Raw genomic sequence first — 24,104 nt, 5'->3', positions numbered from 1 at the left:
TGCATTTCTTGATCGTATCTTTAAGAGAACATTAGATCTATTTTACAAGAATGGCGAATCAATTGAAGTCACTGGGATTGATTCAACGGGGTTTACAAGTGGTTATTGTAGCAATTATTATTCCTGGTGAATCAAAAAGTGGAGACGAAATTATGTCAAGATCAGTATTTCAGTTGATGTGCGGAAATTTGTCATAACTGGATACAAAATATCAGGTAAACCTGTTCATGATGCAAAACATGCAAAGACATTGCTTTAGCAATGTCATCGCAACAGAAGATGAAGGTATCTCCGATGAATACAAACCATTGGTATTTGAACGTTTCAAACGCATAGGCAATAGCGACATAGAGGGAAGTGGTCTTGGACTTGCTATCGTGAAAAAAATAGCTGATCTGCACAATGGGGAAGTGGGTGTGGAAGACAATCCGGAAGCAAACGGCAGTGTGTTCTGGGTAACAGTCAAGAAAGCATAAACACTTATTGAAGCGGATTTAAAATTTAGGGGGATGGAAGATTGACGGTTAATACTTTCAGATCAGAACAAAATAAACTGAAATTCTCCCACTGATTTGCTCTTTTGTTGAACTTGAGGAACTAATACATTTGATATTTTGAATCCTTCGACTAGATATTGAACTTTCCAGTAATACACATTATCATTTTTATCAAAGTCTTCTCCAAAAGTAAATAACTGTTACAGTTTCATCTCATGAGATAATTTATAAAGTAATAAGCATCATTATAACTTATGTACGAATTGCACACTCCTGTTAACCATAGGGCTGTAGCAAAGTACATTGGTTATTACCTCATAGCTTTTACATTTGTATTGGTTGTTCCGACAATTGCTGCACTCATACTTGGAGATGTAGGGGCAGCTTTCGATTATGGTGGTACTGCTGTTGCAGTTTTGATCATTGGCTCTATGATCTATCGTGCTCTCCCGGATTATGAACTTGAAACAAAGGAAGCGCTCATCATTGTTGCAATGGTTTTCCCTATCTCAGCATTCCTGAGTGCTATTCCAATGTCACTTACAACGGGAATGCCTTTTATTGATGCTTATTTTGAAAGTGTGTCAGCTGTTACGACAACAGGGCTCAGTGTTGCACCTTCAGATGTCGGACCTGTGTTCCTGTTTGCACGTTCCTGGGGGCAGTGGGTAGGCGGGATCGGGATAATTCTTGTGGTGCTTTCCGTCCTGATAAGGCCGGGAACCACAGCATCCAGGATGTACAAAGCCAACTATGGGGATATGAAGATCAAGCCTACTGTAATATCCACCACCCGTACACTTGGAAAAGTCTACATTATAATAACATTGATCTCCTTAATATTGCTTTTAATGAGTGGCATGTCTCTATTCGATTCTATTTGCCATGCTCTCTGTTGTGTATCTACCGGTGGATTTTCAACACGTCCTGAAAGCATAGGGGCATATCAGGGAAGCCTGATACCTACTGCAATAAGTATATCGTGTATTCTGGGAGCAGTCAGTTTTGTACTTTATCCTTACCTTTTCAAGAAACCGGAAAAAATCTTCAAAAATCTGGAACTTCGGTATTTCCTGGCCTTCATAGCTATAGGATCAATTGTTTTTGCTTTTACTCTTGGAAGAGAAAATATGAGTCATGATCTGATCCAAGGCAGTCTTTTTCAGGTCATCTCTGCCATTACTACTGCGGGTTTTTCTACGATAGACCTTTCCATTTTGTCTGAGGCTTCAAAAGCAGTGTTGATATTTATGATGTGGATAGGAGGTAATGTCGGATCCACTGCAGGCGGGATCAAGATATTAAGAGTGATCTTGCTCTTAAAAGTTGTCCATAATGTGCTGTTGAGATTGTTCCTGCCCAGGGAGACCATTACACCGGTCAAGATAGAGGACAATGTCATAGAAAGTGATGAGATCTACAATCTTGTGACCTTTATGTTGCTTTATACGTTGATTCTTGTCGTATCATCCTTCATTTTCATGCTTTACGGGACGAACATGAGCAGTTCCGTATTCGAGGTATCAAGTGCTTTGAGCACTGTGGGACTTTCCGCAGGAGCGACCAGTGCGACAATGCCTGTTGTCCTTAAGTTAGTGCTAATAGTTGACATGTTGTTTGGAAGGATAGAGATAATTCCATTGATATTGTTATTCATGCCGGGAACATGGATGAAAAGAAAATGGGCAAGTAAGAGGAATGTGAGAACATGAGAGTTATCATAGTCGGAGCCGGTTCACTGGGAATACATCTTACCAGGAATATGATCGCACAGGGTAAAGAGGTCATACTTATCGAGAAAGATGAATCTATAGCTAAAGAGCTTGCAGAAACCCTGGATTGCACGGTTATAAATGCCGAAGGCACAAGACCTGATATCCTTGAAAAAGCAGATATCAATAGTGCAGATGCAGTTGTTGCTTGTACAACCAATGATCAGAACAACATTCTCATCGGATTGATTGCTAGAGATGCTAAGGTTGAGAAAGTTATCCTCAAGCTAGAGGACAGGCAGTTCATGGATATCGCAAGCAAGCTTGGATTCTATTATATGATAAATCCATCCAGCATATCTTCCAGATACATATCAGATGTCCTCAGAGGAATAAACACAATTGAACTGAGTAATTTGGTACGTTATGATGTGCGTTTTATGGGTGTAATGGCTACTGACAAAATAATTGATATGAAATTGTCCGATATCTCACTACCGGAGGATAGTGCATTCATAGGCGTCTATCGTAAAGGTGAATTCATCCTTGCGGAAAAAGATCCGAAATTGTATGAAAAAGATGAATTGATCCTTGTAACCAAGGCCGATATGATAAAAAGTGTGAATGAAGCGCTGGGCAGGAATCTTGAGACATGAAGCAGTTCTTGAACGAGATTTAAAGGCCTTATTTACAAAATAGTATTTCGATAAGCCTCTACAAAGCAAAATGTATGTGCAAGCGAGTAAATATGGATATGGTAGCTTGGTGAAAGTAGTGATATGGGAAATAAACTAAAAAGGATGTTCTCTCCGAAGGCTTTTGATAAATGGGTTAACTCCTCAACGATCGTTAATTTATTTCCTCAGTAGCAATTTCGAATTGTTAAAACATTCTATAAAAAACATTTAAATTGTATCCAGCTAATACATTAACAGGGTACACTTGCTGAAAGTTCTATCATATGAAGAAGGGAGTGCTTCAATGGCATCTGAAAAAGAATATCGTATGATATTTGAGAAATCTCCGCTGGGAATCATGTATTTTGACCGTGATGGTATCGTTACTCTTTGTAATGAACGGTCTTCTGCGATCATTGACAAAAAGAAGGAATATATCATCGGATCAGACATACTGTCTATTTTTAGTGACGAGCAAATGGCTTCGGCTATTCAAACAGTGCTTTCAGGAACACCTGTTCAGTATGAGGGCGAGTATTTATCTTCTCCAGAAGCCCAATCTGTTCAGATGGAGGTACATTGCAATCCTGATGTATCGGAAGAGGGTTCACTTGTGGGTGGGATATGTATTATCGAGGATATTTCACTGAGGAGAAGCCTTGAAAATACATTAAAAATTGATGAATCCCGCCTTGAAGCACTGTTGAAGCTTGAGCGGATGATGGATGCACCCATGCAGGAGATCGCGGACTTTGTTCATGAAGAAGCTGTAAAACTCACCGGTAGTAATATCGGTTATCTGGCTTTTTTGAATGAGGATGAGTCGTCTCTCATAATGCATACCTGGTCTAACAGTGTCATGAAAGAATGCACTGTACCGGATCGAAAGTTCATCTACGAGGTAGACAAGATAGGCCTGTGGGGTGAGCCGATAAGGCAGAGAAAACCTGTTATTATCAATGATTACAATGCCCCTGACCGTCTTAAAAAAGGTTATCCGGAAGGGCATGTAGAACTCAGTAACTACATGGCAGTTCCTATCTTTGAAGGTGACAGGATCGTTGCAACCGCAGGGGTCAGCAACAAAGAAGTCGACTATGATGCTTCCGATGTTCGCCAGCTGACATTGCTGATGCAGGGTTTGTGGAGGCTTGTCCAGCGCAGGGAATCTCTTGAGAAACTCAAAAAGTATGCTGAAGATCTTGAACATTCGAACGAGCTGAAAGAGCTTTTTACTGATATCATGCGTCATGATCTTTTAAATCCTGCAGGTATTGTCAAGGGTTATGCCGAGTTGCTACTTGAGATGGAGGGCGATGAGAAGAAGCAGGATTTGATCCGTACCATCGATCGCAACAACAAAAAACTGATCGACATGATAGAGAGCGCTGCAAGGTTTGCAAAACTGGATTCCTTTGAGGACATCGAGTTTCAGGAAATGGATCTGGCTCTTGTTATTGAGGGTGTGATCGGCAACTTCAGGCCCAACATCGAAGAGAGACAGATGGTGGTTGAATTTGATCATAAGGGAGCTTATCCTGCAAAAGCAAACCCGATGATCGAAGATGTGTTTTCCAACCTGCTTTCGAATGCGATAAAATACAGCCCGGAAAACGAAAGGATCATCATTGCCATCTCAGATGCTGGTGATGAATGGAATGTGTCGTTCACAGATCTTGGTGAAGGGGTTTCTGATGAGAACAAGCCGGAATTATTCGAGCGATTCAAACGTGTCACGAAAAAAGGGATCAAAGGAACCGGTCTTGGTCTTGCCATTGTGAAGAAGATAATCGATCTTCATGGTGGAAGTGTTGGGGTTGGGGATAATCCTGAAGGCCGGGGAAGTATTTTCTGGGTCACTTTAAGAAAATGGGATTGATAGTTTATGTGAGGGATGAGTTATTCTTTTCTGGACATATTTCCAGTAACGGTGGAATTTAATTTTTAATTTTACTGAATAGTATTCGCCACATATTCTGCAAACCTATCAACGCATTAATATCACTTTCATTTTCGATAGATGCATTCCTCTCAGCAATGTAAACAGCAACAAGATTGTTTTTGATCTGTACATCTGTTTTCCAAGGGAGGTTATTTGCTTTTTTAACCATTTTTGTTAGAGTTGAGGCGTCAGTATAATATGGATTAAATCTTCTGCTCAGCAGGAAACTTAACATGAACCTCAGTCCCCATTCCTTCCTGGCTTTCGATCCAGACATCGCCCTTATGCATTCCAACGAAATGTTTCACGAGAGCAAGACCAATTCCATTTCCTCCATAGTCGCGTGATGATGAACCATCGATCTGATAGAATGGGTCGAACAGTTTCCCTATCTCTTTTTCAGGGATGCCAATTCCTGTATCTTTAACCGAGATGTTTATCTCATTATCAATGTTTCGTGCTTTGATAAGGATCGAACCACCATTATTGTTAAACTTAATTGCATTGCTGACCAGATTGGTCATTATCTGATTAACTTTGTTTCTGTCAGCATCCATCAAGATCAGATCATCAGTATCGATATCAATGGATATGTTCTTCTGTGTTGCAAGCGGAATAATATTTTTCCTGATATCTTTGAGAATGTCGGATAGCAGGAACTTCTCACAGTTTATCTCAGTTGATCTTGCTTCTATGGCTGAGAGGTCAAGTATGTTATTTATTATCTTCAACAGATTTTGTCCGCTTTTATGGATATTTTCTGTATATTTCCTTTGTTTTTCATTGAGTTCTCCGTAAATCTCACTGCATAAAACATCAGAAAAACCAATTACAAAATTAAGCGGAGTTCTTAGTTCATGGCTCATATTTGCCAGAAACTCACTCTTGGATCGGTTTGCAAGTTCTGAAGTTACTTTTGCACCCCGTAAATTCTCTTCCAAAAGCTTGCGCTCTGTAATATCCTGTCCCGAACATAGAATACCTTCAACATGACCAATTTTGTTTCTTAATATGGATGTATTCCATGCTATCCACCTTTCTTCACCAACAGAATTTAAAATTGGATTTTCATGGTATTCTATTTTTGTCTTACTATTTGACAGTAAGTATTCCATTTGTTTTTCAACTTGTTCGCGGAAGTATTCTGGAAGGAAGTTCTCACCCCAATTCTTTCCAACAATATCTTCTTCTTCATAACCAAGGATATCACAACCCTTTTTATTAATTTGAACAACTTTACTATTAATATCAAGGACTAACATCATAACTTTAGCAACGTCAAAATACTTTTGTGACCGATCTCTTTCGGCTATAATTTTATCCTGTACACTCTTAAGTTCTGTTATATCGACTGTAGTTCCGAAGATTTGCACTGTACCTTCTGAATTGACGTGTGATATTGCTTTTTCATATACCCACAATTGAGTCCCATCGGGTCTTATGATCCTATATTTGTAATAATTAAAAGAATATCTTTCTTTGATGGTTTCGTCTAGTTTTTGTAATACCTTTTGGCTGTCATCCGGGTGAATATAACTTAATAAAGTTTGCCATTTATTGCCAGTAGTTCCTGTTTCTACTCCTAGCAACTTATCCACAAAAGGAGATGCATATGTATTGATTAAGCTGCCATCTTGTGCTATATCAGCTTTCCAGAAAAGGGCATCGATAGATGAAACTACTTCCCTGTATTTCGTTTCACTTTCTTTTACTTTGTTTTCTGCCAGCTTACGTTCATTTACTTCTTTTATCAGTTTCAGATTGTTATATCCTAGCGTGGATATCTCTTTTGCAAAGAGTGACAACAAATGTAGGACATTTTCGAATTTTTCCGGAGGCATTTGTTGGACATCATTATATGCATCCAGCATTTCACCTACATCAGCATCAATTTTCCTGGCATATTTCTCGATTGATTTAGAATCTAATTTTTCCACATTGACTTGTCCGATAAGCCAGTTGGCAATGTGTTTTCCACCTACGATTATAGGAGCACTAGAATCCGTCAATCCAAGGCTATGGCACCTTTCATAGATGGGTTTTCTAAATTTGTTCGCTTTTTCTCCCAATATCATGTCGGATATTTGACAGTTCCTTTCTCCATCTGTTGTGCTACGTACTATCTGACAGATTTTACAGAAATTACTTGGTTTGGTTATAGGATTGCCATCAATGTCGGTAATTATGGAAGCTACTCCATGGGCCTTTGAAAAGGCATCCTGTATCTTTTGCAGATGTTCAAAATCTATTACGTCCAGTAGTGATAGATCATCCAAGTCACTTTCAGATGAAGATATATAATCGAGTTTCACCTGAAGTAATTTATTTTTTCTTTTCAGTTCCTCGGTTAACCTATTGCGCTCACTTATATCTCTGGCAATGCTAAGTACAGCTGTTTTTCCTTCATATTCAATAATACGATTACTTAGCTCTACAGGGGTGGCATCTCCATCTTTGGAAAAAATCAATGTTTCAAATATCGGGTACTTTCCTTCATGAAGTTGTTTTAGATCTTCAGCAAGCCTTGATCGATGTTCAGGCGAAATCAGGTCCATAATTGATTTTTGCACAATTTCATTTCGGCCGTAAGCAGTTAATTCACAAGCAATTTCATTTACTTCCAGAATATTCCCGTTTAGATCATATATGGCAATTGCATCATTGGAGCTGTTAAAAATATTTCTGAATTTCTTTTCTGATGTTTTTATTGCATTTATCATCTCTTTTTTCTTGGTTATATCACGCAGGATTGCCATAACTGCAGGCCTGTTTTCATAATTGATAGTTGCAGCAGTTGTATCGACCTATATCTTGTTTCTATCTTTGGAAAGAATATCAAATTCATATCTGGATTGAAGTTTGCCTCCATTCTTTAATTTTTGCTTGTATTTATCAAAAACTAAATCCCGATGATCATCATATACATATTCTAAAAATGGTTTTCCAATTGCTTCTTCTAAATTATATCCGGTCATCTCCATCATTTTTGAATTAGCATATTTCAACAAACCGTCCTGAACAATAATAATTCCATCATTTCCATTTTCGACGAGGGCTGAATATTTTTCTTCACTTTTCTTCAATTCGCTCTCTGCTAACTTACGATCTGTGATATCTGAAACAATGGCCAATATGGAATCTTCTCTGCTAAGGACCACCCGGGCTTCAAAATAGTTAATTTTTTCGTCTATCAGAAGATGGTAATCAAAACGTTGCAACTCTTTTGTTTGAATTACTTTTTCAATTGAGGATATTATCCTTTCTGCAATATTTTTTGGAAAGACGTCATTAAACTTTTTGCCTAAAAAGTCTTTAGCTTGAACGTATGTATCTATCTCAGAGGATGGCCGATAATCAATAATGATTCCATCTATAGTACATTCAAAGATCATATCAGGTAGAGCGTTCAAAATAGTTTGATTTTTCAAGTCAGCTTGTCTCAGCTTTTGTTCCATGTTCTTACGTTCAGTGATGTCACGGATTATTGCCATATTTGCGGGCTTGCCTTCAAACTCGATAATGGATCCACTGATCTCCACTGGAACAAGGCTGCCATTCTCTGACAATATGTCGATCTCATAATGGTTTGGAACATCATTACTGTAAAATCTCTGGCTATGTCTTTTCTGTGCCAGTTCTCTGTATTCAATTGAAACGAGATCGAAAAATGAGTTTCCGAGCAATTCGTTCTTTGAAAATCTGGAAATATCCATGAATTTTTGATTTACAAATTTAAGCAATTTGTCTTGAATGATGACGATGCCATCATTTCCATTTTCGACCAGACTTGAGTATTTCTCTTCACTCGCCTTCAACGCAGCTTCTGCTTTCTTACGCTCGGTTGTATCTCTGGCAACGGTTATGGTTGCAGGATTTCCTTTGTATTCAATTGGACGAATGTTAAGTTCAATTGATACCAAAGAACCGTCTTTATGCTTACTGACAGTTTCGACGATTCCGCCACCCTGTTCAATTTTTTTAAAGATCTGTTCACGCAATGCTTCTTTAAATTCAGGTGGTGTTATATCCATCACTGTCATTTGCATTAATTCGTCTTTTGTATATCCCAATTTATCAAAAGTAACCTGGTTTGCTTCTACGAACTGTCCGTCGGCTGCAAATATTGCAATTTCATCGTTAATAGAATTAAATATCGTTTCAAGATCGTTTTCCAATTCCTTCTGCTTTGATATATCTATGAAAGATGCCATCATAGCAACTGGCTTCTTAGATTTGTTCCTAATGAAATTAGCAGAAAAAAGTGTTATGAGCTTTGAACCATCCCTTCTTTTAGCTGTTAGTTCACCAGACCAATAACCTGTTTCCTGAATACATTTTATTATTTTTACGATCTCTGTTGCTTCAGTTTGGTTATTCCAGAAATTGGTTGCATTTCTACTCAAAAAATCGTTTTTATTATCAAATCCGAACATTTTCAAAAAAGAACTGTTTATATAGAGAATCTCTCCCTCTATATCTGTTAAAGCAATAGCATTAATAGTTGATTCGATAGCTTGGTTTTTTAGTGTTAGTTCCTTTTCAAAAGTAGAGATCTGCTTTTTAAGGTTAGTAGTCATGCATTGCGCTCCAAGAGGTCAAAAAGCTTAATTTAACTTTATATATTTTAATGCAAACGTTTTGATTTTCTGTATGATTATATATATTTTTATATAAACCTTTCGATATTTACGCTGGTTATTATCTAAATGAAATATGGTTTAAGTTAGCTTGTCTTTCTGAAGCTAATGAATGATTTCAGGATCACAGACTTAAACTGGTTTAAATTGAACAGATATCTATTGTATGAAGGTTGATCTACACCTAGAAATTCAAATGGAATTGTAGTTCTCTGTAAGGCAATCGATCAGGGGCTCAAATATATATAAAAGCGCATCTAAACCTTATATAGGAGATATTGAATTATGATCGCAGAAGAGAAGTTGGAGAAGCTTGCAAAAGCTTGTGAGGAATGTATTGGTGAGGACTCTGGTTCTATAGATGATCATTTTGAAAAATGTCCTGTCTGTAAGCTTTACAAAGAACAGGCTGAAACTGTCAATTGTATATCAGAAACGATAAGACAACTCGCTTCAAGGTCTGAGGAAGAGAGGTGTGATGCAATATGCAAAAATCTGGACGAGTTTTACGGCATGCCGGATGATGAAAGACTAGAAGCAATAAGTGAAATGCTCGATTATGGGGGTGGATTATCAGAAGAGGATATGTTCAAGATAGTCACTACCCGTGTCGATCTTCTAACGAAACTTCCAAAAGAAAAAAGAGTTCTTCTGATGGAAACTCTGGAAAAGGTAATGTCTCAGTGGCCTGAGGATCGTAAAATACTGGAGAAACGTGCTATTATGAATGCCACCCAGGATTATTTCCTACTCAAAAAGACCTTGCTTAGAAGGATGTTCAAAAAAATACTGTCCTGAAAAAAGATCATTTTCAGGGAAATTTAGAAGATCTTGGTTAAGAGACCTTCCGAACATATCTGACAACTACTTTGTGTAATCGATCTCAAATAACTCTTTGAATGTGTGCGAGTATCAGTATTCAATTTCAAGAGTATTCTCATGGATCTGGTTCTTTGTCTCGATAAGGCCATAACTGCTGCTCAGCTCAAACTCAGGTTTTGCTTCATTTGAACGCTTAATTTTGAACATCTTCTTCAACAAGCCCCGGGAATCTTTCATCTTCTCAAGAATTCGACTATTCCTTATTGCTTTTACATTATATTCATCTTCTGACAGAGCCTTCCGGAAATATTTCTCGGCTTTCTCGTAATCTTCCAGTTGTCCATATGCTCTACCCATATTGTTATAGATCTCCGAGATCGAGGATGGGTGCATTTCCTCTGAATTGAAAAGTGCTTTTTCATATTCCTCAATCGCTTTTTCGAAATAGCCTTCATCTGAGAGAATATCCCCATAAGCTCCCAATGCGAATGAATTTAATGGATTCATCTGAAGTACAAGCATTACTTCAGTTTCAGCTTCACTGAACTTTTTGTTCTCCCTTAGCGTGTTTGCATAATTAAGGTGTACAGCCACATTCTCCGGGTTTATCTTCAGAGCTTTATTGTAAGCTTCATTCGATTCCTCGAATTTTTTCATATGGGAAAATACTTTTCCTTTATTGGTCCATACGTCTTCAGCATTCGGATTCAGCTCAAGGGCTCTATTGTAGACTTCTATCGCTTTCTCGTACTTCTTCAAATGATGGTAGACGTTTCCTTTGCTTATCCACACATTCGCATCTTTAGAGTTCAATTGAAGCGCTTTCTCATATGCATCGATCGCATTCTCATATTTTTTCACCTGAGAATATGCGTTTCCTTTATTGATCCAGGTCTTTTCATCTTCGGGATCGATCTGCAAAGCTTTCTCATAAGCTACAATTGCGTCCTCATATGCTTTCAGGTGTGAATATGCATTTCCTTTGTTGGCCCAGACATTTTTATCATTTGGCTTTAGTTCCAGGGCTTTGGTGTATGCTTTTATTGCATCCTCATATTTTTTCAGATGAGTATATGCATTACCTTTATTGGACCAAACGAACTCAGATTCCGGGTTGATGTCTGTGGCTTTGTCGTATGCATATACTGCTTCTTCGTATCTTTCCTGGCAGAAAAATGAATTACCTCTGTTGGTCCAGACGCTCTCTAATCCTGGATCGATCTCAATTGCTTTGTTGTATGCCTCGATCGCTTCGTCGTATATCTTGAGAGTGAAAAGTGTATTTCCTTTGTTAATCCAGATGTCTTTTGAATCGGGATTAATCTCTGTGGCATTATTGTATGCTTCAATTGCTTCTGCATGTCTTTCAAGAATAGAGCAGGCATTTCCTTTGTAGGTCCATGCCATTTCGTCCTTCGGGTCAAGCTGCAGGGCTTTAACGCAGGCCTGAATTGCTTCTTCGTATTTTTCCAGATTTAAGTATGCATATCCTTTGCTAACCCATACTTCCTCATCTTTAGGATCAATAGCTGTAGCCTTATCGTATGCCTCAATGGATTCTTCATACTGTTTCAGGCTGGCATGGGCATTTCCTTTGCTTGCCCATATGGTTCCGTTGTCCGGGTCAAGTTGTGTGGCCTTTTCGTATGCCTGAATAGCCTCTTCGTACTTCTCCAGAATTAGGGATGCATTTCCTTTGCTTGCCCATATGGTTCCGTTGTCCGGGTTGATAGCTGTGGCTTTGCCATATGCTTCGGTAGCTTCGTCATACTTTTTCAGGATCAGAGAAGCATTTCCTTTAATTGCCCATATGTTCGCATCTTTCGGATCGATTTCCAGGGCTTTGTCGAATGCTTCTATTGCTTCTGCATATTCATTCAGATTAAAATGTGCATTACCCTTTGTTCCCCATGCCTTTTCATTTTCAGGATCAATTTTCAGGGCTTTATCGAATGCTTCTATTGCTTCTGCATATTCCTTAATATTAAAATGTGAGTTGCCCTTTTTTCCCCATGTCTTCTCATCTTTTGGGTTAATCTCCAGGGTCTTGTTGAATGCCTCTATTGCTTCCTTATATTTTCCAATGTCATAAAGCGTCTTGCCCTTACTTCCCCATGCTTCTTCATTTTCAGGGTCTATCTCCAGAGTCTTGTTGAATGCTTCTAATGCCTCATCACTCTTTTTCAGATGGGAATATGCAATTCCTTTAATTGCCCATATGTTCGCATCTTTCGGATCAATTTCCAGGGCTTTATCGAATGCTTCTATTGCTTCTGCATATTCCTTCAGATTAAAATGCGCATTACCCTTTTTTCCCCATGCCTTTTCATTTTCAGGATCAATTTCCAGGGCTTTGTCGAATGCTTCTATTGCTTCGGTATATTCCCTAAGATTAAAATGTGAGTTACCCTTTTTTCCCCATGCCTTCTCATATTTTGGGTCTATCTCCAGAGTCTTGTCGAATGCCTCTATTGCTTCCTTATATTTTCCAATGTCATAAAGCGTCTTGCCCTTACTTCCCCATGCTTCTTCATTTTCAGGGTCTATCTCCAGAGTCCTGTTGAATGCCTCTAATGCCTCATCACCCTTTTTCAGATGGGAATATGCAACTCCCTTTTTTCCCCATGCCTCCTTTGATTCCGGATTCAGTTCAAGGGCCTTATTGTAAGCTTCAATTGCCTCTTCATATTTATTCAGGTGTGATAATGCATTTCCCTTGTTGGTCCATACATTTTCCTCTTCAGGGTATATGTTCAGGGCTTTAGTATATGCAGCAATTGTTTCTTCGTATCTTTTGAGATTAAAAAGAGCGTTTCCTTTGTTTATCCATGCCTTTTCATTTTCAGGATAAATTTGTATAGCTTGATCGAATGCCTCTATCGCTTCCTTATATTTTCCAAGATCATAAAGCGTCTTGCCCTTACTTTCCCATGCTTCTTCATTTCCAGGGTCGATCTTCAGGGTCTTGTTGAATGCCTCTACCGCTTCATCACCTTTTTTCAGATGGGAATATGCAACTCCCTTGTTCTCCCATGCATCTTTGGATTCCGGATTAAGTTCAAGGGCTTCATTGTAAGCTTCAATTGCTTCTTCGTACTTTTTCAGGTGTGAATATGCATTTCCCTTGTTGATCCATACATTTTCTTCTTCAGGGTAAATGTCCAGAGCTTTAGTGTATGATGCAATTGTTTCTTCGTACTTTTTGAGATTAAAAAAAGCGTTTCCTTTGTTTATCCATGCATTTTCATTTTCAGGATATATCCGTATAGCCTGATCATACGCTTCAATTGCTTCCCCATATTCTTTGACGTTAAAGGCAGCGTTTCCTTTGTTCATCCAGATGCCTTCAAGTTCCGGATTAAGTTCAAGGGCCTTATTGTATGCTTCGATGGCTTCCTCATATTGCCTGAGATTAAAATAAGCATTTCCTTTACTTTCCCATGCACCTTCATCCTTCGGATATATCTCAAGTGCTTTATTGTATGAATCAATTGCTTCTTCGTATTTTTTGAGACTAAACAAGCTATCTCCTTTTTTAATCCATTTATCAGCATAATCAAGATACATATATATATGTTCCATTTTTATATTTAAATAATTTTGCATCAATCTTGGTTTTTAGCTACATTTGGATTATGATTATTCTCAAATTAATGCGTTACCTTGGTGCTGTTTTTTATTATTTACGATAGGTATAGATTGAGTGTGAATTTTTAATCGATGTTCATGGTCACAGAACTATTTTTTCAAGTATTTTGTTCATTAATATTTAGAAAACAATTATATTTCTGGATATTTTATAAATTATTTTTGAGTTGTTTTGGTCATTTCTTTCACAAACACATTTTTATAAAACAAAAACAAAATTAGTATGTATATCTAATTTGTATTTTCTGTGCTTTTTGGGGATGAAAAGAATCATGGTACTGGAAGAATACTATCCTGGAATTGTAGTGGTTATGGGAACTCTCATCCTTTTGACTGCTCTGGGATACATTTTCAGAAAGACTCGTATATTCTCTGAACAAAAGACCTTTGAGCAGTTCATTCTTTTTCTGGTAGCACTTGTCGGACTTGTGGTTTTTGTGCTTACACTTCCTATATCGGATAATACGAAGCAGACACTTCTGAGCTTTTTTGGTATCCTGATCGGTGCAACCATTGCGCTATCATCGACTACATTTGTGGCAAATGGTATGTCCGGCATAATGCTAAGTCGCATAAAGCCTTTCAAAGCAGGTGATTATATAAGGGTCGAAGAAACTTTCGGGAAGGTATCTGATATCGGAATACTGCATACTCAGGTCCAATCTATCGATCGTGATATTATAACTATACCGAACCTTAAATTGATTTCAAATCCTCTGGTCACTATTAGTTCATCAGGCACGATCATCTCGACTACTGTTTCATTAGGTTATAGTGTTTCAAGAGATCAGGTCGAAAAGTCTCTTATCAAGGCCGCAGAAAAAGTTGATCTTGAGAATATTTTTGTCCATGTAATCGAATTGGGCGATTTTTCAGTTACTTACAAAGTAGGTGGTCTTTTGAAGGATGTATCCAGCCTTATAACCAAAAGATCAGATCTGAAAAAGATGATGTTCGATAGCCTTCATGAAGATCATATTGAAATAGTATCTCCAACATTTATGAATCAGAGAATATATGATAAGAATGCAGTTTTCATACCTTCTGATCATGATAAGGTAAGTGTTAAGCCACCTGCAACTTATGAATATGTCACACAGGTTACTACCGAAGATGTGATCTTTGGTAAGGCTATAGAGGCTGAGATTACTAAGAAGATAGATACATTGATCGAAGATATGGAGCAGAAACAGAATGAGTTCTTTGATCTGGTCAATAGGATCAGTGATGGGGAACTTAAATCAGTAGAAATGCAAAATCTTAATTCCATATTGGAGCAGAGAGACAGGCTTAAAGACGATCTGGAGTCTGTAAAAGAAGTACTGAAAAAGGAAGATGATACCTCTGCTGATGGTGTCAAATTAAAGTCTCTTCAGTATCTCGATTTAAAAGCCGTCGAGTTACATAATGAAATTAAGGAGTTACTGGAAAGAGTTAGCAAGGGAATTGAAAAATAAAAGGTTTTGCATGTGTCTCTTTTATATTAAAAACGCATTCAATCAGTGCTTATCTTGATTTGAAAAAAAGCTTTGGATAAATTTGCAAGGATAATCTTTTTATATGTGAGCTCTTTTTCCTTTGTATCATACCTAGTCTTTTTATACTAACTTTACTTAGAATGGTTCAAGTATGCATTGTTGATATAATCATCCGGTTTTTATCCGATTTATATTGTATTACTAATTATATGTCCTGATGTACGCAAAAAGGAGAAGATGGAATGAATGTGAAGATACCCTATGGAAAGGACTTTGTTGATCTTGATGTAAAAATACCTCATGAGGTGCTTTCGCCTAATGAGCCGGAGGTAGGGGATGAGTCCAGAATTATCTCACAGGCACTTTCAAACCCTATGGGCCGGGAACCTTTTGAGGATTTTGTAAAGAATGCTGAGAGCCTGTTGGTCATTGTAAATGATGCCACCCGACCGACACCAACTGCCCGCGTACTTCTTGAGATGAAGGAAATACTTCTTTCTCATCCTGATGTAAAGTTCATAGTGGCAACAGGTGCACACAGGGCACCCACAGAAGATGAGTTCCGGTTCATTTTCGGCGAGATCTATGATGTAATGGGCGATCGCATATTTGTGCATGATGCGAGAAAGGATGAGGATATGGATTATCTGGGTGTTTCTTCCAACGGCACTGAAATGTACATTAACAAAATGGTCCGTCAGGCAGGCAATATCCTTGTTATCGGAAGTGTGGAACCGCATTATTTCGCAGGCTACACTGGTGGGAGAAAGTCTTTCCTTCCGGGAGTTGCAGGCTACAAGACAATTGAGATGAACCACAAGCATGCTCTCTCAAATGCAGCACAATCCCTTGCTCTTGATGGAAATCCTGTCGCAGAGGACATGACCGATGCCATGGAGGTTCTTAAGGACCTTAATATCTTCTCTGTCCAGACCGTACTTACTGCAGATCATGGCCTTTATGCAATGACCGCCGGTGATCTATTTGAATCCTTTGATGCTGCCGTTGTAAAAGCCAATGAGGTTTTCTGCACGAAGTTCAGTAAAAAAGGAAATATCGTGTTGACTGCAGCACCGTATCCTATGGATATTGATCTTTACCAATCACAAAAAGCTCTTGAGAACGGCAGGCTCGCTCTCGAAGATGACGGCATCATCATTCTGGTATCCAAATGTCGTGATGGAGTCGGGGATGATACCTTCCTTAACTTACTTGGCTCCTCAGCAACCTGCAATGAGGTTATGGAAAAGACATCCGACTGTTACAAACTGGGATTCCACAAGGCTGCAAGGATGGCACAGATAGGTACATGGGCTAAAATGTGGGCAGTATCTGACCTTGACAGTGATACCCTGAAGTCTGCGAAACTGGAATTGCAGGAAGGGATACAGGAAGCTTTTGACAAGGCTATCAACATTATTAAAGAACAGGGTAAAGAGCCTTATGCTATTATTCTGCCTCAGGGTAGTCTGACAGTACCTCTTATTGAATAAAGGTGAAATAATGGATCAGCAGATTATTGACAGATTACGGGATATTGTAGGTGAGGTTCATATCAGTACATCTACGGCTGAGCTGTATGCTTATTCTACCGATGCAGGAATACACCGCAGTATGCCTGATGCCGTGATCAGGCCAAAAACGACCGCTGAAATTGAAAAAATAGTGAAACTTGCAAATGAGTATCTTTTCCCGATCGTCCCGAGGGGTGCAGGCACTGCACTTTGTGGTCATAGTGTACCTGTTGCTGGTGGTGTTGTCATTGATCTGCAAAGGATGGACAAGATAAAGGAATTGCATGTCGAAGACCTTTATGTGGTGGTGGAACCGGGTGTGATCCACAAGGATCTGAATGCAGAGCTTAAGAAATATGGATTTTTCATCCCGGGTCCTTCCAGTGGCAATGTGGCCAATATTGGTGGTATGGTGGCGACCAATGCGTCAGGTGGCAATGCTGTGAAATATGGCGCTACAAGGGATTATGTTCTTGGAATGGAGGTAGTATTCCCTAATGGGGATATTGCAAGGCTGGGTTCAAGGACCTTAAAGAATTCTGCAGGATATCAGCTGGAAAAACTGATGTGTGGTATGGAGGGGACTCTGGGTATCATGACCGAGGTCACACTGCGGATCGTTCCACTTCCCGAGACTACTGCAGTTGCAGTAGCGGTATTTAATACGCTGGAGGAAGCAGGTCAATGCGTTTCCAATATTATTGCAAAGCCTCTGATACCTTCAGGGTTAGAGCTTATGTCAAAGGTTTGTATCCAGGCGGTGAACAAGGCTGTTTGTATGGGGTTGCCTGATGAAGAAGCTATACTTTTGATAGAGGTCGATGGTAGTGTCAATGATGTTAAAGACCAGATCGAAACCGTAATGGAAGTTTGTAAGGCTTCAAACGCTCTTTCTGTTGATTTCACTGATGATCCTGAAAGAAAGGAAGAATTGTGGAAGGGCAGAAAGGCAATGATACCTGCGTTGTCGAAGTATGATGATGATCTTGTAACTGTTATGCTTGCCGATGATATGGCAGTTCCGATGAGCAAAGTTCCTGAGGCTGTCAAAGCTTTCCAGGATATCTCTGATAAATATGATATAATCATTGCCAGTTATGGTCATTCAGGTGATGGGAACCTGCATACTAAGGTGCTAATGGATCCTACGATGAAGTCCCACTGGGATCAGGCAGAAAAGGCTGTTGAAGAGATCTACGAGAAAGTAATGGAACTTGGTGGAACTATCACTGGTGAACATGGTGTTGGTATGACCAAAGCTCCTTTCTTCCTTAAGGAAAGGGCATGTAGTCTTAATGCTATGAAAACGATCAAGATGGCTCTGGATCCTAATAATATTATGAACCCGAATAAGATCATGGGTTGGGAAGGTAATTTCATTTCCCATCTGCGGTACCATCTGGAGGATGAGTGAATGAAGACTGATAATCTGAAAGAATGGAAAAAAGAGCTGCTTAATTGTACTCAGTGTGGGTTCTGTAAGGAGATCTGCCCTATATTTGACAATCTCGAATGGGATTCTTCAGCAGCAAGGGGTAAGATGGCTCTTTCCTATGGATTATATTCCGGGGATATCGAACCTGATGAGTCTGTACTGGAGCGTATCTACCAATGTACTACCTGTGCGGATTGTACTCGCAGGTGTCCTTCATCCACAAGGGTAGTTGATGTGATCGAAGCTGCACGAAAAGATATTGTGGCATCAGGGGTAGTAGGTTCAACTCATCAGAAGATCGCTGATTCGATTGCTACATTGGGAAATCCTTTCGGTGAAGAAAAAAGCCGAAGAGAATTATTCGGTGAAGTTCCTCATCCTGCTAAGATCGCCTATTTTACAGGTTGTAGTGCAGCCTATCGTAATAAAGAGACTTCTACGGCAGGAATCTCCATATTGAAGAAGCTTGGAGTAGACTATACATTACTTGATGAGGTTTGCTGTGGGAGCGTACTTGGAAGGATCGGCTTTTCGGATGATGTGATCAGAAGGCAGGCTGAGGCGAACATTAAAGCAATTGAGGACACCGGTGCTGAGATCGTGCTTTTCTCATGTGCGGGGTGTTTGAGGATGTTTAGAAAAGAATATCCTCGCTTTAAGGATATGTCTTTTAAAGCAATGCACTTTGTTGAGTGGCTCAGTGAGCAGGAACTTGATCTAAAACATTACAACAGGAAGGTAACTTATCATGACCCATGCCACATTGGCAGGCATTTAGGAATCTATGATGCACCTCGTGATGTGATCAATATGATCCCGGAGATCGAGTTCGTGGAAATGAAAGATAACAGGGAATCGGCACGTTGTTGCGGCGGTGGCGGCGGTGTCAGGTCAATGTTCCCTGAAATATCCCGGCAGATCGCTGAAAAAAGAGTGGATCAGGCTGAGATAGCAGATGTTCTGCTTACTACATGCCCGTTCTGTGTCAATAACCTGAAACTGGGTGTAAGTGAAGCTTCGACGCTTGAAGTCAGGGACCTGCTTGAGCTAATAGATGAACTTCTGGAATGATCGAATCGATCTTATTGATCATCCAGATCATTTTATTTCTCTTTTTATAAAGAAAGTCTTTAATATGGTTGGTATTAATTGACATTATAGTATTGTTGGGGTCGAATTTTGACATTCGGTTAAAACCATACTGGTAAAGGTGGTAGTTCGGTGACATTTTGAAATGTGTCATTATATCTGATTAAAGCAATTCGAAGCGATTATCTTTGTATCAGTTTAGGGCATAGATGTGGAATACGAATGATCTCGAAATGGTGATGTGAAGGTTCCTCGTTCATATGGCAAATGGGAACCATCTTGTGGATGTTGAACTAATTATTACGTCCGATGCGATCGATGTTCCAGAAAAGCAAGGTCAGGGTAGTAGTGTCTGTATGAATATTGTACAATATTTACATTCAGTTTCTAAAGTTGTTGATGCTGCATCTTCGTTGGAGGATTGTTTTCAGCAAGTCGTGAATATGATTCCATGTGGTATGCAAAATTCGTCTATGGCATGTTCAAGGATAATTTTTGATGATATGATCATTCAATCTGATAATTTCGAATTATCTCGATTGAAATATGCATCTGAGATCCTCATTGATGGTGCAGTTCATGGTAGTCTGGAAGTTTATTATCTTGAAGAATTGCCGGGTCAGGTTGGTGTCTCTTTCCTGAATGAGGAAGAGGATATTGTCGATTACATCTCTGATTGTCTCGGTAAGTTCGTTGAACGCATACTTGTGGAAAAGGACCTTAATATATTCAAGACTATTTCTGATAATGCAAACTATGGTATTGCAGTTCTTGATATGAAAGGAAGTCTTCTTTATCTCAACGAGGCATTTGCTTCAATGCATGATCATTCTCTTGAAGATGTGCTTGGCGATCACTTTTTGATGTTCTATAATGAAGAGCAGATCCCTCACTTGAAATATTTGCGTGATAAGTTACTTAATGATGGACATTTCCAACAAGAAGGGGTCTGGCATATGAGGAAGAATGGCAGTATTTTTCCTGCTATGCTTGACTCTCATGTGATATTTGATCGGGATAATGTGCCTTCTAATCTCTCTGTAACGTTGCATGATGTCAGTGAGGCAAAGGCGGCTGAAGATGCACTTAAACGTGCGCAAGCTATTGAGGATGCTGCCAATTGTTCCAAAAGTGAGTTCCTTTCAAATGTTAGTCATGAGCTTAGGACGCCTCTTAATTCAATAATTGGCTTTTCCGAGATATTGCTGGATGGCCGATGTGGGGAACTTACTGATGTTCAGCGAAGATATCTCCAAAATGTATTCAAGAATGGCAATCATCTTTCTGAAATCATAAATGATATCCTTGAGATCTCAATGATAGAAGCAGGTAAGGTAGAAGCTACGTTTGAAAAGTTTAGCATAGTTCCTGTATTTATGGAGATAAAGGATTCTATTATGCAATCTATCTTGAAAAAAGATGTTTCGTTCTCTTATGATGTGGACCCTGAGCTTCCGCAGATAAATGCCGATAAGGCAAAGTTCAGGCACATTATTTACAATCTTCTTTCTAATGCTGTCAAATTCACTTCAGAAGGGGGTAATGTGAATGTTGAGGCTAAATCCATTGGTGAGATGATGCATATCATTATCAGGGATGATGGTATCGGGATTCCGAAGGAACAACTGCCGCATCTATATGACAAGTTCTATCAGGTGGATGGTTCCACAAAACGACTTTATAGCGGTACTGGTTTAGGGCTTGCACTCACCAAGAAACTTGTTAGTCTTCATGATGGTCATATGTGGGTGGAAAGTGAGCAGGGTAAGGGTACCACCGTTCATGTAATGCTTCCGATCTAAGTTTAGATTGCAGGAACGCTTTTAAGGTATCAGTATGTCGCCGATAGCATGAATGATACCATTAGTGCATTCAATATTTTCTCTTTCGATAGATATCCCATTGATCATTACATTGCCATCGTTTGTGATCTTCAATATCTTGCCGTTGAGGGCAGTCAGTGAGTCAACCTCTTTTAGATCTGATGTCAGGTATTTTCCTTCGACAACATGGTAGTTTATGATGTCCATAAGGTAATCAAGGTCATCGAATGCTTCATCTATTACACTTTCAGGTATTGGTTCGAATGCTTTTTCAAGAGGGGCAAATACTGTATATGGTCCATTATTATTGAACTTTTTATCGAGGCCTAGCTTTTTAGCAGCATTTACGAGTGTTGGAAAATCACCGATGTCTACTGCTGTTTGTACGATGCTCTTTGTTTCACTCATGTAAATGTCTCCATATTAGATTTTCAGATCGTTACCTGACTTAAATATGCCTGGTCTAAAGGATACTGCTTTACTTTGTGTGGCATCCTTTAGAATTCAGTATCAATATGAATCAAGCTGTGCACGCATCAGGTCTTGTTTCTTCTTTTCAAGGAAGCTATATACAGAACCGTGGTTTGCGCCGTCGATAAGCATTTCCAATGCTGTCCTCATTATCAGTATCTGGTCGGGATGGCCTATGACACTTACTGTTTTACCGTAGACTGAGATCTTGACGCCTATAAGGCTCTCTGCTATTTCTCTTGTCTTTCCGCCTTTGCCAATGATCCTTCCTTTAAGACGAAGTAATTCCTTTGATGTTGATGCTGCTTGTGATAGGTCGATTATCTCGAGCATTAGCATATCATCATCAAAGAAACTGTATGCCTTTTCAGGGTTGAATCCTCTTGCAATGGCTTGTATAACGTCAGCTGCTCTCATAGCTCCGACCGGGTCATCTCCGGCTACTACTTCTACCGTACCATTTTCGCTATTTATGTCCAGTTTGGAGGTGGATTTGGTTTCGATCATATTTTTAACACTGCCTTTTGGGCCGATGATCGCGCCGATTCTGTCCTGGGGTACTTTGATATGTGTCATGTGGTCTACCTGTTGATTATTATAGTTATAGTTTTGTTTTTTAGTTCTCTGGTTCCGGTTCCTTTATCCGTGCATAAATGCTTTCGGGTGACTCCTCGATCTTGTAGCGTTTAAAGTATCTGGCTATGTTCTCGATATCTCGCTTTAAGAATTGGTCTGCACGTGGATGTTCCAGAGTTACGGATTGTCCCATGTCGATAATGACGGGCGTTAGATCTTCCGGATCGATCAGTATATTGTATTCACTAAGGTCGCCATGGACAAGGTTTGCATCTACATAGAGCTTATGCATATAGTCTATAACTGTTTCGAATATCATCTGCCCGTCTTCTTTCTGGATCTTCATGTCCTTGAGCAGCGGGTAAGGCTTGCCATTCTCACCCATAAATTTCATTATTAGTATGTTCCTTTCGGTAATTATGGGTTCGGGTACGCGGACACCAGCTTGTTTTGCTCTCATGAGGTTCCTGAACTCTTTTTTAGTCCATGCAAAGACTATGTCCCTCTTGTTATGGCGTATATTGCTGAAACGTGGGTCTCCGAGGATATAATCTTCCATTGATCTAAAACTGCTTGAAGATATTCGGTAGATCTTGATTGCGATGTCTTCCTCTTCTCCATCTGCAAGGAATACATTTGCTTCCTTTCCTGTACTTATGGATCCTCCCAGTGCCTGTACTATCCCTTTGTTGGACAAAGTATATAGTGCCTTTAGGGTGGCGTTATCAAATACGTTTTCGGTTACTTTGAGATTGTCGCTGTCTTTGCGTCTAATTCGCAATTTATCAACGCTATTGTCAAGGCGTTTTATCTTGCCTTCAAGTTCTTTTTTCATATTTATCCTTTCAGGAATCCTTCACTCTCAAGCCAATTTACCTGGGATCGTGTGTATTTCCATATAACATCTGCTTTTGTATCCTGGAAGTCCCATGGGATGACGATCACAACATCACCTTCGCGGATCCAGTTGTTCTTTTTCATGGATCCGGGTATGCGTCCCATACGAGCTACACCGTCCATGCACCTGAGTTTTACCCGGCTTGCACCCATAAGGTTCTCCACGATTGCAAGAACTTCTCTGTCCTCTGTTCGTGGTGTTCTTACACGGTTTGTTTGCTGTGGTGCCTCATTGTCATTTCCAGATTCTTTTTTATCCAGCCAAATTCCTCTTTCAGATTTATCCAATATATTGCATTATTTATGTTTCATCTATTGTTAAAGGTTGCGTGTGTTTCCTATTGTTTGAACCCGTTTTTGTGTTTATGTTACTATTCTGGTCCATGGGGTGTGGGTGTGCTGGTCCTATTCTTCATGGGGGCTTGAACTTGTATATTTTCAAACATTTGTATTGTTAAAACCGTTGTTTACGAAACGTTTATATCCCAGTGTGTACATGTAGGAGTCCTCGCAAGGCGAGTAAATATGCGGGTCTGCAATTGCGCATGATCTGTCTGTTACTTCCCTCTGTGAGATTGTCAATATATAAGGCATCGAAAGTCTTATATACCAACGTGACATTTATTTAATTCCGCACAATGTGTGGAATTTCAATCACCTTCAAATCAAAATCATTAGTGGAGACCGGAGCTTTTCCGGTCTGACGTTGAAAGTGGCAGTTCGGTTAATTCTGACTGATAGTGACTTTATCTATCAAACAGAACTAACCAACTATTGTGCAAAGAAAACAACTCTCTAATTAAACAAAAGAGTTCTTTTCCGACAATTCTTAGTTAACTTCCAAATTTTGTGTGCTTTAACAAATAACTCTGGTTGATCCTGCCAG

Annotated in this window: 18 protein-coding genes and 1 pseudogene; 11 read left to right on the top strand and 8 right to left on the bottom strand. The window is 39.3% G+C overall.

Going from position 1 to position 24,104, the window contains the following annotated elements:
• From LI82_RS12675 to LI82_RS02365, 5 genes and pseudogenes are all read left to right on the top strand, one after another.
• Positions 1–256 (top strand): annotated as a pseudogene (locus LI82_RS12675) (IS5/IS1182 family transposase); the annotation flags it as partial.
• Positions 228–476 (top strand): sensor histidine kinase, encoded by a 249-nt coding sequence (locus LI82_RS02380; protein ID WP_048193369.1) that lies wholly within the window; start codon positions 228–230, stop codon positions 474–476. The pseudogene LI82_RS12675 and the gene LI82_RS02380, both read left to right, overlap by 29 nt.
• A gap of 275 nt (positions 477–751) precedes the next feature.
• Complete coding sequence (locus LI82_RS02375) at positions 752–2,209, top strand: TrkH family potassium uptake protein (protein WP_048193368.1); 1,458 nt, start codon at positions 752–754, stop codon at positions 2,207–2,209.
• On the top strand, positions 2,206–2,865 hold the full coding sequence (locus LI82_RS02370; RefSeq protein ID WP_048193367.1) for a potassium channel family protein: 660 nt from the start codon (positions 2,206–2,208) through the stop codon (positions 2,863–2,865). The genes LI82_RS02375 and LI82_RS02370 overlap by 4 nt, the downstream gene beginning before the upstream one ends.
• Before the next feature lie 325 nt (positions 2,866–3,190).
• The gene (locus LI82_RS02365; RefSeq protein WP_048193366.1) at positions 3,191–4,765 is read left to right on the top strand and encodes a GAF domain-containing protein; all 1,575 of its coding nucleotides are present in this window, start codon (positions 3,191–3,193) and stop codon (positions 4,763–4,765) included.
• 58 nt (positions 4,766–4,823) lie between these two features.
• On the opposite strand, the gene LI82_RS02360 is transcribed toward LI82_RS02365, so the two are convergent.
• The 3 genes from LI82_RS02360 to LI82_RS02350 are packed head-to-tail and all read right to left on the bottom strand — an operon-like array spanning position 4,824 to position 9,405.
• Positions 4,824–5,063 (bottom strand): hypothetical protein, encoded by a 240-nt coding sequence (locus tag LI82_RS02360; protein ID WP_048193365.1) that lies wholly within the window; start codon positions 5,061–5,063, stop codon positions 4,824–4,826.
• Positions 5,032–7,584, bottom strand: coding sequence for a PAS domain S-box protein (locus LI82_RS12350; RefSeq protein ID WP_052402671.1), 2,553 nt, complete (start codon positions 7,582–7,584; stop codon positions 5,032–5,034). The genes LI82_RS02360 and LI82_RS12350 overlap by 32 nt, the downstream gene beginning before the upstream one ends.
• Positions 7,585–7,632: 48 nt before the next feature.
• Positions 7,633–9,405: a PAS domain S-box protein gene (locus LI82_RS02350; protein ID WP_048193364.1), complete on the bottom strand. Its 1,773-nt coding sequence runs from the start codon at positions 9,403–9,405 to the stop codon at positions 7,633–7,635.
• A gap of 345 nt (positions 9,406–9,750) precedes the next feature.
• Between LI82_RS02350 and LI82_RS02345 the strand changes: the two genes are divergently transcribed.
• Positions 9,751–10,263 (top strand): hypothetical protein, encoded by a 513-nt coding sequence (locus LI82_RS02345; protein WP_048193363.1) that lies wholly within the window; start codon positions 9,751–9,753, stop codon positions 10,261–10,263.
• A 114-nt stretch (positions 10,264–10,377) separates the two neighbouring features.
• On the opposite strand, the gene LI82_RS02340 is transcribed toward LI82_RS02345, so the two are convergent.
• Positions 10,378–13,854: a tetratricopeptide repeat protein gene (locus LI82_RS02340; protein ID WP_048193362.1), complete on the bottom strand. Its 3,477-nt coding sequence runs from the start codon at positions 13,852–13,854 to the stop codon at positions 10,378–10,380.
• A gap of 353 nt (positions 13,855–14,207) precedes the next feature.
• On the opposite strand from LI82_RS02340, the gene LI82_RS02335 reads away from it, so the two are divergent.
• From LI82_RS02335 to LI82_RS12345, 5 genes are all read left to right on the top strand, one after another.
• The gene (locus LI82_RS02335) at positions 14,208–15,392 is read left to right on the top strand and encodes a mechanosensitive ion channel family protein (RefSeq protein WP_160174927.1); all 1,185 of its coding nucleotides are present in this window, start codon (positions 14,208–14,210) and stop codon (positions 15,390–15,392) included.
• Between the two features lie 263 nt (positions 15,393–15,655).
• Positions 15,656–16,906 (top strand): nickel-dependent lactate racemase, encoded by a 1,251-nt coding sequence (larA, locus tag LI82_RS02330; RefSeq protein WP_048193360.1) that lies wholly within the window; start codon positions 15,656–15,658, stop codon positions 16,904–16,906.
• A gap of 10 nt (positions 16,907–16,916) precedes the next feature.
• On the top strand, positions 16,917–18,341 hold the full coding sequence (locus tag LI82_RS02325) for an FAD-binding oxidoreductase (RefSeq protein WP_048193359.1): 1,425 nt from the start codon (positions 16,917–16,919) through the stop codon (positions 18,339–18,341).
• Positions 18,342–19,433: a (Fe-S)-binding protein gene (locus tag LI82_RS02320; protein ID WP_048193358.1), complete on the top strand. Its 1,092-nt coding sequence runs from the start codon at positions 18,342–18,344 to the stop codon at positions 19,431–19,433.
• Between the two features lie 278 nt (positions 19,434–19,711).
• Entirely contained in the window at positions 19,712–21,253 is a 1,542-nt protein-coding gene (locus LI82_RS12345; protein ID WP_052402666.1) for a sensor histidine kinase, read from the top strand.
• 21 nt (positions 21,254–21,274) lie between these two features.
• On the opposite strand, the gene LI82_RS02310 is transcribed toward LI82_RS12345, so the two are convergent.
• From LI82_RS02310 to eif1A, 4 genes are all read right to left on the bottom strand, one after another.
• Positions 21,275–21,682 carry a fasciclin domain-containing protein gene (locus tag LI82_RS02310; protein ID WP_048193357.1) on the bottom strand — a complete coding sequence of 136 codons (408 nt, stop codon included), beginning with the start codon at positions 21,680–21,682 and terminating at the stop codon, positions 21,275–21,277.
• Positions 21,683–21,784: 102 nt separating this feature from the next.
• Positions 21,785–22,321 (bottom strand): KH domain-containing protein, encoded by a 537-nt coding sequence (locus LI82_RS02305; protein WP_048193356.1) that lies wholly within the window; start codon positions 22,319–22,321, stop codon positions 21,785–21,787.
• A 40-nt stretch (positions 22,322–22,361) separates the two neighbouring features.
• Positions 22,362–23,156 (bottom strand): serine protein kinase RIO, encoded by a 795-nt coding sequence (locus LI82_RS02300; RefSeq protein WP_048193355.1) that lies wholly within the window; start codon positions 23,154–23,156, stop codon positions 22,362–22,364.
• Positions 23,157–23,158: 2 nt separating this feature from the next.
• Entirely contained in the window at positions 23,159–23,479 is a 321-nt protein-coding gene (gene eif1A / locus LI82_RS02295; protein ID WP_048193370.1) for a translation initiation factor eIF-1A, read from the bottom strand.
• Positions 23,480–24,104: the final 625 nt, after the last annotated feature.

The organism is Methanococcoides methylutens, assembly GCF_000765475.1.
Lineage (GTDB): Archaea > Halobacteriota > Methanosarcinia > Methanosarcinales > Methanosarcinaceae > Methanococcoides > Methanococcoides methylutens.
The sequence above is the reverse complement of the archived record's forward strand: the minus strand, read 5'-3'. Positions and strand labels throughout refer to the sequence as shown.